7 protein-coding genes are annotated in these 13,764 nt (G+C 48.2%); 1 reads left to right on the top strand and 6 read right to left on the bottom strand.

Features of this window, described 5'->3' with window-relative positions; translation table 11 throughout:
• Nucleotides 1–158 precede the first annotated feature (158 nt).
• On the bottom strand, nt 159–1,757 hold the full coding sequence (locus EPYR_RS09070) for an ABC transporter substrate-binding protein (protein ID WP_012668107.1): 1,599 nt from the start codon (nt 1,755–1,757) through the stop codon (nt 159–161).
• A gap of 218 nt (nt 1,758–1,975) precedes the next feature.
• Here EPYR_RS09070 and pepT point away from each other — a divergent pair, with 218 nt between their 5' ends.
• Nucleotides 1,976–3,214, top strand: coding sequence for a peptidase T (gene pepT, locus EPYR_RS09065; protein WP_012668106.1), 1,239 nt, complete (start codon nt 1,976–1,978; stop codon nt 3,212–3,214).
• Between the two features lie 127 nt (nt 3,215–3,341).
• Here the strand turns inward: pepT and EPYR_RS09060 are convergent, their stop codons facing one another.
• From EPYR_RS09060 to EPYR_RS09040, 5 genes are all read right to left on the bottom strand, one after another.
• The gene (locus EPYR_RS09060) at nt 3,342–4,400 is read right to left on the bottom strand and encodes a hypothetical protein (RefSeq protein WP_012668105.1); all 1,059 of its coding nucleotides are present in this window, start codon (nt 4,398–4,400) and stop codon (nt 3,342–3,344) included.
• Nucleotides 4,401–4,515: 115 nt separating this feature from the next.
• The gene (locus tag EPYR_RS09055; protein ID WP_226060734.1) at nt 4,516–5,694 is read right to left on the bottom strand and encodes a hypothetical protein; all 1,179 of its coding nucleotides are present in this window, start codon (nt 5,692–5,694) and stop codon (nt 4,516–4,518) included.
• A gap of 612 nt (nt 5,695–6,306) precedes the next feature.
• Nucleotides 6,307–10,140, bottom strand: a complete 3,834-nt coding sequence (locus EPYR_RS09050) for a hypothetical protein (RefSeq protein ID WP_012668103.1) — start codon at nt 10,138–10,140, stop codon at nt 6,307–6,309.
• A gap of 214 nt (nt 10,141–10,354) precedes the next feature.
• Entirely contained in the window at nt 10,355–11,989 is a 1,635-nt protein-coding gene (locus tag EPYR_RS09045; RefSeq protein WP_012668102.1) for a methyl-accepting chemotaxis protein, read from the bottom strand.
• A gap of 194 nt (nt 11,990–12,183) precedes the next feature.
• On the bottom strand, nt 12,184–13,710 hold the full coding sequence (locus tag EPYR_RS09040) for a carboxylesterase/lipase family protein (protein WP_012668101.1): 1,527 nt from the start codon (nt 13,708–13,710) through the stop codon (nt 12,184–12,186).
• Nucleotides 13,711–13,764: the final 54 nt, after the last annotated feature.

The following is a 13,764-nucleotide window of genomic DNA, read 5'->3' as shown; positions in this document are numbered from 1 at the left end:
GTTCGATGTTAAAAGAATACGGGCAGAGGTTTTGCCAGAACCGATTGCTGAGTGACCGTGCATTAATCGTCCACACAACATTCTCAAAGTCAGCGCCTCCCCTGAGACCTGTCGCCGTCTGGTCGTCATCTTAGTGCGCTATGATCAACGTGTGTTAGCTACGGCTGTTTGATATCTACCTGATAGAAGATATGTTTACCAAAGGGATCCACCTGGTAGCCAGTGACTTCTTTACGTACCGGTTCAAAGAGGGTCGAGTGAGCGATCATGACTGCCGGTGCCAAATCGTGCATCATTTGCTGCGCTTCACGATAATATATGCTGCGCTGCTGCCGATCCTGCTCGCTGCGCGCCTTATTGATCAGCTGTTCAAACGGGGGATAGCACCATTTAGACGCATTGCCGCCGCCGTTCGCCGCCGTGCAGCTAAATAGCGGGCTGAAGAAGTTATCCGGGTCGCCGGTGGCGGTAGTCCAGCCCATTAGCGCCGCCTGGTGTTCACTATGATGAATGCGGGACAGATACTCGCCCCACTCAAAACTGACGATATTGGCCTTTATGCCAATTTTTGCCCAGTCAGCCTGAATCAACTCGGCCATGCGGCGTGCATTCGGGTTGTACGGTCGCTGAACCGGCATCGCCCACAGATCGATCGTGGTTCCCGGCGCGATGCCCGCCTCCTTCAGCAGCGCTCTCGCCTGCTGCGGTGCATAGTCATAATCCTTTAATTCTTTATTCGCACTCCAGACTCCGGGCGGCAGCAGGTTTTTCGCGATGGTCCCGGTTCCCAGAAACACTGCATCAATAATCGCCTGTTTGTTGATTGCCATGCTTAACGCCTGACGAACCTTGACGTTGTCCAGCGGTGCTTTTTTAGTATTGAATGCCAGATACCCGGTATTCAGGCCTGCTTTCTCCATGACGTTAACATTGGGGTTTGCCCGCAGCCGTGACAGATCGTTCGGATTGGGGAGCGGCATCACCTGGCATTCATTTTTCTCAAGCCTTGCGGCGCGCACTGAGGCATCGGGCGTGATGCTGTAAACCAGCCGATCCAGTTTTGCTCTGCCCTGCCAGTATTGCGGGAAAGCGCGGAACAGGATGCGCGAGTCTTTCTGATATTGCACCAGTTCAAAAGGGCCGGTGCCAATCGGCTCATGGTCTACCTTTTCAGGCGTGCCGGCTTTTAGCATCGCCTCGGCGTATTCTGCCGACTGGACAGAGGCGAAATACCAGCTGAGGTCGGCAAGAAAAGGCGCTTCCGCATGTGCCAGGGTGAAGCGCACGGTACGATCATCCACCTTTTCGATGTTTTGCAGCAGGCTGCCAAATTCCAGGCTGTTGAAGTTGGCGTAAGTCCCGTTTGAGACATTATGGTAAGGATTGGCGGGATCCTTCTGACGCATAAATGAGAAAATGACGTCGTCGGCGTTGAAATCACGCGAAGGCTGGAAAAACCTGTTGCTGTGAAATTTCACGCCGCCGCGCAGATGGAAAGTGTAAACCTTACCGTCCGGGCTGATATCCCAGCGCTCCGCCAAACTGGGTACCAGCCGGGTTGTGCCGGGAATAAACTCTACCAAACGGTTGTACAACGGCACCGCGCTGGCATCTACGCTGATGCCGGACGTAAACAACTGCGGGTTGAAGTTTTCTGGTGAACCTTCCGAGCAATACACCAGGGTTTTCGCCAGCGAACCGCTGGCTATACTCAACATCAGTGCCGCCAGTGCCGTCTGCAGCAGGCTTTTTTTCATATCCATCCTCACTTTTATTTGACATTATCAAGGCGTTGCGTAAACCATCAACGGCGGTAAACTTCCCGCCCGTTGAACACCCGTCAGGCGGCTATCGGGTATCGTCAGCCAGCCTGAGATGGCCAGCGCACGGTCAGCCTCAATGGGAAAGGGACTAATAAGTAACACATTTTGCAACATGACAAGACTCCATTAGTCTGAGAAAATAAGGAAACTTTATGAATGAATCACTCGCACGTCAGTTAACCCAACGTTTTTATCGCTATCTTGCGGTGAGCAGCCAGAGTGATGCCGCTTCGAATGTGTTGCCCAGCACCACTGAACAGCATCAGATGGCGCAACTGCTGGCAGCGGAGTTGCGCAGCCTGGGTCTGAAGGACGTGGTGATTGACGAGTTCGCTACCGTCACCGCAGTGAAGAAAGGCCATCGCCCCGGCGCGCCGCGCATCGGGTTTATCACCCATATTGATACCGTCGATGTCGGCCTTTCGCCGCATATTCACCCGCAAACCTTGCATTTTAAGGGTGAGGATCTGTGCCTGAATACCGCAGAAGATATCTGGCTGCGTTGCGCGGAGCACCCGGAAATAAACGCCTATCACGGACAGGATATTATCTTTAGCGACGGAACCAGCGTGCTGGGTGCGGATAACAAAGCGGCAGTGGCGGTAGTCATGACGCTGATGGAAAACCTGTCTGACGAGGATGCGCACGGCGACATTGTGGTGGCGTTTGTGCCGGATGAGGAGATCGGCCTGCGCGGCGCGAAGGCACTGGATCTTAGCAGTCGGTTCGATGTTGATTTTGCTTATACCATCGACTGCTGCGAGCTGGGTGAAGTGGTGTATGAAAACTTCAACGCGGCGGCTGCCGACATTACCCTGACCGGAGTCACGGCTCACCCGATGTCGGGCAAAGGCGTACTGGTGAATCCCCTGCTGATGGCCTGTGACTTTATTGGCCATTTTGATCGCCTGCAAACGCCGGAGCATACTGCCGGGCGTGAAGGATATATCTGGTTCTACGATTTACAGGCCAATGCCAGCGTGGCTCATCTTAAAGCCGGCATCCGCGACTTCGACCTGAGCGGATTTGCCCAGCGCAAACAGCAAATTGTCGAGGTGGCCGAGAAAATCCGGCTGGCGTACCCAACGGCTAAGGTCGAAGTGAAAATCAGCGATACCTATAGCAATATCAGTAATGCCATTGGTGCCGATCGGCGGGCAATTGATCTTATCTTTCTTGCGATGGCGCAGCTGGAGATCAAACCCAAAATCATACCGATGCGCGGCGGCACCGATGGCGCTGCTCTGTCAGCCAAAGGATTATTAACGCCAAACTTTTTCACCGGGGCGCATAACTTCCACTCAAAATTTGAGTTCCTGCCAATACCCTCTTTTGTGAAATCCTATCAGCTGGCGGAGAAAATCTGTCTGCTGGCGGCGCAGTCGCGCTAAACCTTATTATCAATGGCTGTTAAGCCTGCTTTCCAGCAGGCTATTACCGGTATTTGTACACCTTACCTAACTGCTGGCATGTAATACGAGGTTACTTTGTCCTGACAACCGCTGAATCTAAAATGTATTATTCCTTTTCGGAGATTAGGTACAGATCTCTTGCCAGAATCGCTAAGCCATCAGCGTTGTGAAGCAACAGATGTGCCAGGTAAGCAGGGTCATTTTCTATGATATAGACAAGCTTGTCTGCCTCCATGATGTGACTTCTTATGTCTTTATAAACGGATATACTGGTAAAGTATTCATTATTCAGGCGATTAAAATCTTTTGTTTTTATCACTTTATTATTTCTTATTAATTCCTTCATATCGCCAATTGAATCGAGAATTGGGGCAATGGTGCCATCTTTTCTCGGGAAATAAACAATATCAGTAGCCATGGTTCCGACATGAGATGCTTCATGAATCAGAGTCGTGATCACATCGGTCGCTGCCTCCTCTTGTAATAATTGGTCAGGATTTTGTGCATCGATATAATATAATTTATCCGTATTAATAAAAATCCTCATGCTCTTATCCGTGAGAGTAGAGGCAAAGGTCCCGCCGCGTCGCTCCTCCCGGGTAAGTATTTCCTGATATGAATATCTTTCAACCGGCCCTTGCGCAGTTTCCCATCTGGAAGCATCCTTATTAAGCGCACATAAATAGACGTTATCCAGATTTAAATTATTGCGTATTTTATTGAGGCGTGTGAGCAGTTGAGATGAAAAATTGATAATAAAATCGATATTATCAGTACCCAGCACGTTACCAAGATAGCTTTCATAGTTCCAGGGTAATTCATTAAGCGCTCTGCTCACGGCCGGGATCAACACTTCCCTGATATGACTGATATGGTGTGTAATTTTTAGTGCGACGGCACGTAGATAGAAGGGATGTGAGCTGGTAATATCCTTAGCACGATAAATCCCCACGACGTTTTTATCATTGTTACACACTCTTTCAGGGTAAAGGATCTTCCTGATAAGCGATGTTACAGTGGGTTCAGGGATATCCGGGCTAAATTTTAGCAAAAGCGGTGAGAAATAATGATCGCCTGACAAACTAACCTGTCTGACCGCGTTGGCGAGAATATTGAAACCGGAGAGATGATTGTACTTTCTGTTTATTATAAAGTTCTCACTCATATTTTCATTTATATTGAGCTTTTCCGATATATATTCGGTGGTCGTTTTTAATTCGTGCCTGTCATTTATAACCTCACAGCAGACAATAGCAATATCCGTATGTTTGTTTATTGTATCAATGGGTTAATTCATTAGCTGACAGCGTGGGGATGGTCTGTCGGGCCATAAGCAATAACTGTGTGTTGAGCTCATTTGTTTTCTGCACATCTGTAGGCTTGCCTTCAAGCTGATCCGCGAACACTTCAAGCGCAGGCCCTACGATCAGCTGCAGCACGACAACAGGCTGCGAGCCAGGCAGGAAACTCATGATTTGTGTTAACCCGGCATCAATCTGGCCTGTGATATTACTAAGGTGCTGCCTCTCGCTATCCGTGGGACATCCTTGTCGCAGGGTATTATGGTGATGAACAATCTGCGACTCTTCCAGCAGCAATTTCAGTGGAGAACCCAGCGTAAGACCAATCTGTCTGATGATATCTGCCCATGATAAGTCTTTCCGCTTATCAACACATGAAAAGTCGAATAATTGTTCGATGCTGATATGGCCGTTTTTAGTCGGTGTTATGGTAACGGGATCTGCGCCTGTTAGATCCCGACTATCGAGGTCGGGCGAAATAAAAAATTTTCGTTTATCAACTGGCATGATATTCCGACCTGAACCCCTGGGAGGGTAAGGTTTACTCATGTTAAAGGTTGAATCACTTGTTTGATGAAAACGGGTGGTACTGAGAGTTGTTGTTTCGCTCAATGACTGAGAGGAGATCGTTGTTTTCGAACTCTGATGGCGGGTAGTCACTTTTTTTCTTAAAGTCGGGCGACGCTTGTTAAGCAAACCACAAGGAACTCTCTGCAGGACAGGCATTTTTAACAGACCATAAGGCTTATAACATGTTTTTAACGATTCGGGTTTGACATCATCCACAAGCCCTTTTTTCGGTGCAGAAGCCGTCTGTCTTTCAGCAAGATGCCGCCTGACATGTCTTGTACCCTTAATGACCTTGTTATAAGGCAGTGATGGCCGCTGCAACCGGGTCGAAAATGGCACTGGCGCAGTAACAGCGCCAGCTGCTCTGCCACCTTGTAAAGAGCAATCGTCACGCTTGTCTCTGGTGCCCTTGCAGAAATACAGCCCTGCCCCGGTGAGTGCTGCGGCTGCGCCCAAAGCAAGCCCCACTTTACCTTTTAGCGAAAAGGGGGGCGGCTCGATCCCTTCTTTATCGCATAGAGAGCGACTGGCCTCTTTTGCCTCAAGATAAAGCCTTTTGCCTTGCAAAAGGACTTCTTGTGTTTCCATGCTCTCGCTGCATGCATTATTGACGGTCCAGGGCCGCCAGCATTCGACCGCTTTCCATACAGCACGGACTGCATTTATGTAAGGACGCCTACCGGCCGAAGTTGAAAATGCCTGAGTACTGTTATTGGCAGTTTCGAACAGATCGGTGAGAGGGGATGGCTTGCCGTCAGGAGCGTGATACTCAAGGTTTATATTCGTATCAGCATGGGGAGAAGGTGTGGCCTGACAATTAACCTTTTCGTTTGTATTAAGCATGTTACAGCCTCTTTTGATAATAAGGTGGCCATGGGTACCATATAGAGCAATGATATTCTTGTGCTAAACGCGAGGAAACGATGAATTGATATAAGATAACGCTAATAATTTCGCAATACTTAATTGAGATGATTCCCACCATTTATTTTTTAATCACCAATGGAACAGGATGCATATTGTACTAAATATCCGTTTATTTTTCTTTCAAGAAAGAATTCCGCGTGCAATACCCACTATAAGTACCGGGTAAAATAGTTTCATCCGATATTGCAGCGGAAGATAAAGCTAATCTACTGCTAAAGGAAGCCACGTCATCTCTGGGCCGATATATTGCTGATTATTGCTCCTCACTCATTATTAGGATAGTTCGTAAAGATCTCTGGCCAAAATGGCTAACCCATCTGCATTATTCAATAATAAATGAGCCAGATAAGCCGGATCGTTCTCAATGATATAGACGAGATCATCCCTTTGCATAATATCATTCTTTATCTCTTTATAAACTGAGATACTGCCAAAATATTCATTATTCAGGCGGTTAAAGTCGTTCCTGTTTACTATCCTGTTGTTTCTGATGGCTTGCTTCATATAGTCGATAGAATCGAGGATCGGAGCGATAACGCCCTCATTCCTCGGGAAATAAACAATATCAGTTGCCATAAGACCAATGTGTGATCCTTCATGGATTAACGTAGTGACAACATCTGTCGATGACTCTTCGCTCAGCGTGTGGCCAACAGCTGTAGGGTCAATAAAATAGAGCTTGTCTGTATTAATGAAAATGCGTTTACTGCTGTCGGTAAGAGTGGTGGCAAAAGTGCCCTGCTGTCTTTCGTTAGCGGTTAGAATTTGCTGGTAGCTGTATTCTTCGACGGGTTTTTGCCCAGAGGGCAGTCCGGCTGCATTATTATGAAGCGCGCATAAATAGATTTTACTCATGCTCAGATTGCTACTTATCTTACTCAGCCGACTGTATAAACGGGCGGAAAAATTAATCAGAAAATTAGCATCATCAGTTTTGAATATTTTTCCAAAATAGGCCCTGTAATTCTCAGATAAGCTATTTAGCCCGATCAATACCACCGGCAATAGCTCTTCTCTGATATATTGAATATGTTGAGTTATTTCAGCAGCGACAGCACGCAGATAGTACGGCCGTGATGGTGAAACCTCCTTTGCGCCCAGAATCTCTACGAGATTGTCTGGATTATTAACCACTCTTTCAGGATAGAATTTTTTTCGTATAATTGTTTTTAATGTATCGTCAGGCGTGTCAGGAGTAAATTTCGTCGTGGTTTTGGAGAAATAATGCTTGCCAGATAAGTTAACCTGCCTGACTGCGTTGGAAAGAGAGTCCAACCCCGAAATACGTCTGTATCTGCGTTTGTGGTTAAAATCCTCAGCCATCATCTCGTCGATATTGAGTTTCTCCGAGATGTATTCAACAGTCGTTTTCAGCTCGTACTTGCCATCTTTTATTTCACTGGTAATAATGGCAATATCTCTGTGTTTGCGAAATATATTACCTTTGGCGTACAATTTTATAGCGGGTTTGCCGGTAGGATTCAACGTGTTGCCTTTGCTGATCCATTCAGCACTAAAGTAACATCCTTCATGAAGAAAATAAAACTTTCCATTTTCAGTCGAATATTTTAAATTAGGAAAATCGTCGTTTTGACTACTTGTAATAGCTTTATCTAACAGGGTCTTGTTACTTGTATTCCCCCTTATAATTTCATTTTTTAATAATTTATTTAGACTTTCTGTCATCATTACTGGAAGGCAAGTTTTTGATAAGGCGCCAGGTGAGCGCTTTTGCTTACAACCACTGAGTTTTTTGTATTTTTTTGGGAGGATATCATTTTCCTTCCTCACTCTAAAATAAGTTCCCTCATCAAAATATAGCGCTATATTTTTGCTGCCATCATCATATCCCCTTTTAACTTCAAGAACACCTCCTTTGTAGTAGGCCACTTCAAAATTATTGTTAGCTGTTGAAAATATCACACTCCCCTTAGCGTCCAGATAAACACCAGGACCAATTATTACTTTCGGTGAACTGTCGGTTAATTTACCCTGAGCCAAAAGATAACCCTGCGCCTCTCTCTCTATATAGACGCTATTTCTGCTATCAAACCGTAGGTCACCAGCGATTTCTCTTTCGTGGCCTTTGATGATATCGTCGGAACTTTGCAGAGTGAAATATCCATTTTCTTTAACAAAAAAATTACCCGGGATATCATTAATCATATAGATCGAATCCGTAACCCGGCTGACATGGCTATATTTGTTTTTATATTTTATTTGTGGCCTGTTAAATTTGTCGTAACTAAACCCATCATCCTGGATGTTAGTAAACATGTTCTCTCTGAGATGGCTGGCCCCTTTCCCTTTACTCGCTAAAAGAAGCCCAAGATTTTCGTCTATCAACGTTGATTCGGCTTCGAAAAACCAGCTATTGCCTTCTTTTAGCAGAACTCTCATTTCAGCCCTGTTTGAGGGTGATGCTAAAGTCACCGTTTGCCTGCCCTCCAGCTTAAATTGTTCAACAGGAATAATAAACCCATCCATCAGTACCGATTTGCAAGAAACCTTGTCTTTAGTGAAGGTAAATAAATTATTAACTGCATCATAATCATGGATAGTAAATTCACCGTTTTCTGGCAGTTTTTTTATTTCCATACCATAATCAAGCTTTAGTTTTTTCTGATACACATCTTGATGATTTATTTTTTTCGCAAACTCCCATTGGTCTGTATCAGTATTAAAAATAATTATTTCTGCTGCGCCATCCTTTTGAACATAAGAGACGCCGGACGCGTCTTCTTTGAAAAGATATTCTTGATTCTGAATTTTTACGGTGAGTTCCCCGTCCTTTATAGCAAACCTTTTCTTTATTATTTCAGCGTCGCCAGATGCCGGCTTGTGAGATGTCATCTTTGTTTTATCGTATAACATCATCAATTCATCAGGAGCCAGAGTGGGTATAGTCTGACGAGCCATCAGTATTAGCTGTTTGTTGATGTTGGTTATTTTTTGCCAATCCACCTGCTTTCCGTCCAGCTGGTTCGCGAACACCTCCAGTGCCGGACCAATCATCAGCTGCAGTACACAAAGAGGAGACGAACTGGGAAGAAGACTCAAAACCTGAGTTAATACCGTGTCAACTTGCCCCGCGATATCGGCCAGATGCTGACTGTTATCATTGGGGGGGCACCCCTGATGCAGGGTGTTTTGGTGATGTATAATTTGTGATTCTTCTGCCAGCGTTTTCAGTGGCGAACCAAGCGTTACCCCAACCAGCCTGATGATATCAACCCAGGATAAGTCTTTACGCTTATCAATACATGAAAAGTCATACAGTTTTTCAATTTTGACTGCGTTGTTTTCTGTCGGTTTCAAGGTAGTCGGTCTTATATTGCCTGCGCCCTTGTCATCAAGGTAAGGGGCAATAATAAATCTTCTTTTATCTAACGGTCTGATTTCAGGTTGTGAAGCCTGGCCCGGAGGATGGCTGAAAGGGGTACCACGTACTTTATAGCATCTGCGCTGCGGTTTAACGTGCACGATATCTGAACAGTTTTGTACTGGCGGCGATTCAGCGATGTGTCGCCTGACTGGCCCGGATCCCTCCCTGATACTCTTGACGTGTGGAACCCCATGAAAAATTCTTTGCAGCCCATTATCTGGTGCAGCCCTGGCTTTTTCTGAAGCACCATAGTCTGGTGTGAAATGATTGTTACGGGCATCTCTGCCTGCCTGTCTTAAACAGAGACCTGCGCCAGTCAGTGCAGCAGCAGCGCCCAAAGCCAGCCCGGCTTTACCCTTTAGCGATAATGTAAGCGGCTGCGGCCAATCTGGTAAGTTAAGAGAGACACGGGCTTCTTCTGCCTCAAGCTGAATTATTTTTCCTTGTAAAAGTACTTCCCGGGCTTCACTTTTTCTGCATGCGGCATCACCGCGCCAGGGGCGCCAATGTATTAACGTTGCCAGAACAGCACCTGATGCTTCTTTAATAAGGCATCCGTAAGATTTGGCTGAAAGCGTCCCGACTTCGCTGTTGGCTGATTCGAAAAGATGAGTCAGGGCGGCGTTTTTTTCGTCCCTGGCGAATTGTTCCAGATTGACGGAGTAATCAGTACCCGGTGGCAATATATCTTGAGCAGGAACCTCTACATTTATGTTGACCATAATGACCTCAGTTGATTGGGGGATAATCATTTTCGATAGGGAATGAGATGATAATTTTGATGTAGGGCATTGAAAAAAAACTGATGTGTAAGGTTGGAAACTGATGAGGTGGATAACGGGCTTCCAGCATCTGGCCGGCAGGATGAAAACGGGTCGCCCATATGCAGATGCGCCCCCGCTGCCGGGTGAGCGCTATCTGGTTAAATCAATCTTGTCAGAACGCGACCCAATCGTCGCCAGATGGCTTAGCAACCATAGCTTTAGGTACGGCCGTTATTCGGCGCGCCAGCGGCCGTGCGGCGGCGGCTTCGGTTGCTGACAGGCGGAACCTGGCGACGGACAAAGTCAGCTCTTCGCTTTGCCGTTCTAACGCGCTGGCGGCTGAAGATACCTGCTCAACCAGTGAGGCGTTCTGTTGGGTTACGCTGTCCATTTCTGACACTGCGCATGCCACCTGATCGATGCCCTTGCTTTGTTCCTCAGATGCACTGGAGATCTGCTTCATTATCTCGGTAACCTCATTCACTGACTGCATAATGTCCTGCATGTTGCTGCCCGCCTGGCCCACCAGTTTCGAGCCATTGTCTACGCGTGCAACTGAATCAGCGATCAGCGTTTCAATCTCCTTTGCCGCTCCTGCACTGCGCTGCGCCAGATTACGCACTTCGCTGGCGACAACGGCGAACCCCCGCCCCTGCTCCCCGGCTCGCGCTGCTTCCACCGCAGCATTAAGGGCAAGGATATTGGTCTGGAACGCAATGCTGTTAATCACCGAGGTGATATCGGCAATTTTCTTCGAACTGTCAGCGATGCCTTCCATCGTACTGACCACTTCTGTTACCAGTTTGCCGCCTTTACCTGCCGTTAGCGACGCGTTGTCAGCTAATGTACTGGCCTGACGTGCGTGCTCAGCGTTAAGTTTTACCGTGGCCGTAAGCTGTTCCATGCTGGCAGCTGTCTGCTCCAGCGCTGCCGCCTGCTGCTCGGTTCGCGATGACAGGTCGTTGTTGCCGGTTGAGATTTCAGCCGCACCACGGTGAATATTGTCGGTTCCACTACGAATGGAACCCACGGCTTCGCGCAGATTGTCCTGCATAGCCCGTACCAGCGGCACCAGCTGCCCCACGCAGTTGCGGTTTAAATCCCGCAGCGGGTGGGTAAGATCGCCTTCGGCAATTAAGCGAAAATGTTCGCGTAACGTATTCAGTGGGCGCACCATCATCGCCACCAAATAGCGGTCGGTAAACAGCAAAATGCCAATGCCAAACAACAAAGCGAGTATCAGAACAACTTTGGTGCGGCCGATAAGATTGTCACCGTTGGTTCGGGTTTGATCGAGTTTCATTGCTGCGGCGCTGTTGAACTTCTCCACGCTGACACCGAATTCACGGCTTAATGCCGGAGTCACGCTGCTGGCATGTAAGCGATAACCATCAAGATTCTGTTGCTGAGCCAGCCGCATCTGTGGAATAACCCCCTCTTCCAGCAACCTCTGCCAGCGTTCAATGACAGCTGAAGCGTGTTGAGCATCCATTGGCCCGGGTGACTGTGCCTTAAACTTTGCCAACAGGGCTGTCATATTATCCAGGGCCTGCTGTGCCGAAGCCATATCCTGCTGCTTTTTTGAGTCTGTGGCCCTTGTCAGGCGGGTAATAACGCGGAAATACTGGTCGTTGCCTTTACTCAGGGTGTTCATCTGATTGATGAGTTCACGGCCCACCGCATCGCCTTGACTCAACTGGCCCAGTGAATAGACGCTGTATACGCCAACCGTTACCCACATCAGGCAGAACAGCCCTAAAATCCACAGCAGGATGGCGCGGATGGTATAGTTTTTTAAGAAATTCATGATGACCCCGTAGCCTGGTGATACCCGTTAATAAATTTTTATATACATGCTTTATCAACAAGGGTTATCGGCAGGATGGAAGAGAAAATGGAGTTATTTCTTGCGTTAAATTGATATTTTTTCACCCGTGGCTCACGAAATATGAGGTTACCGCTACTTTAGAAAAACTTACAATTAGAGCAGCGTCACGGATTTTAGTGATTCAGATGGACAAAGGCTTTCATCAAGAAGCGAAAGACCCGCATTCTGTACCGCATAAAGCGTTTTTCAATCGTAATTTCAGCCAGGCCGTGACGCCCCAAACGCAGGGTTAGATCGGTAGAAGAGTGCCAGGCGGGCCAGTCCAGTTCACCCCTGATCGAGTGGGTACAGGTCGTCGCTTCGCGCGCAAAGTTAAGCCAGTACTCGCTGACGCGTTCGGCAAAATCAACATCGCCAGAGGTAAACGGTTGCCCTGTCTCTTCAGCCGTGAACTGGCCAAGAGTATTCAGTACGTAGGGGATTTCATTGCCGTGCCAGGTGCCGTGTCGGTAAATATCGCGGGAATTTTCAGACACATAATCGAAGTAGTAGCGCCAGCACGGCACGGCGATACGCTGCTGCGCCCGTGAGGCTAAATACCCCATGATAGTAAAAGACATATCGCGTGCCACTTGCCGACCCAGTTCGGCATCGTCCTTAACGCCGCGATATAACCATTTCATCATCCGCAGACCCAGCGGATGCTTTCTGCGCATTGCTGCAATAGACTGTGCCGCATCAACGCCAAAGAATTCTAATACGCTGGCCTCGTCGCTGTTACTGCCGATGATTAACGGCAGAGGATGTTGCCTGCCGGCCGTGAACACATCGAGCATCGGAACCGGAAGCACGCGATCGCCAGAGATAGCCACCGGCCCGCAACTCAGGGCGTTATCCAGCTGCAAGAATGCTTCGGCAGGAAGGTCACGTAACTGTTCTGCCGTAGCAGCTGGCAGTTTGAAATGACAAGCCAGCTTTTGCCCTTTCACGAGTGCGGCGGCGCGGGGTAGATCGGGTAATGCGTAAGCACTTTGCACTATCCCTTTGTGAAAAAACCCCTGTGCCAGCGGTGACGCAAAGAGTGAAAGTACGCTGCGTGCACCTGCCGATTCCCCCATCAGGGTGACGTTATGCGCATTACCGCCAAATGCATGAATGTTACGCTGTACCCAATGCAGGGCGGCGATGTGATCGAGCAATGCAAAGTTATTGGTTTCCTCGCCCTGAGGGTACTCACTGTCCAGCGCCGGATGAGCAAAAAAGCCAAAATGCCCAAGACGATAATTCAGGGTGACGACGACCGCACCGCGCTGCGCCAAAGGCGCGCCGCTATACGGGGTTAACCCCCCCGAACCAATGGTATAAGCCCCCCCGTGGATCCACACCATAACGGGTAGCGGCACCGAAGGGGCAATATCCGGCGTCCAGACATTGAGATACAGGCAATCTTCGCTTATTTCCCCCGGGTCACCACCGCCCATCGCCAGACAGTCGTTTCGGTTCTGCCAGCAGGCAGCCCCCCATTCGCTGGCGTCTTTTTCCCCGCTCCAGGGCTTGACCGGCTGTGGGGCTTTCCAGCGCAGTCCCCCTACCGGAGGGGCCGCATAGGGGATCCCTTTGAAAACGAAAACACCTTCTGCCACCTTGCCAAGCAGGATGCCTTCGGCTGTCATAATACGTAATCGTCGATCGTTTCTCATTTGCTTATCTACGCCGGTGTCACCGCATGATCAGCCTGTGTGCTAAATGGCTAC

The organism is Erwinia pyrifoliae DSM 12163 (assembly GCF_000026985.1).
Taxonomy (GTDB): domain Bacteria; phylum Pseudomonadota; class Gammaproteobacteria; order Enterobacterales; family Enterobacteriaceae; genus Erwinia; species Erwinia pyrifoliae.
This window is presented reverse-complemented; position numbering and strand designations above follow the sequence as displayed.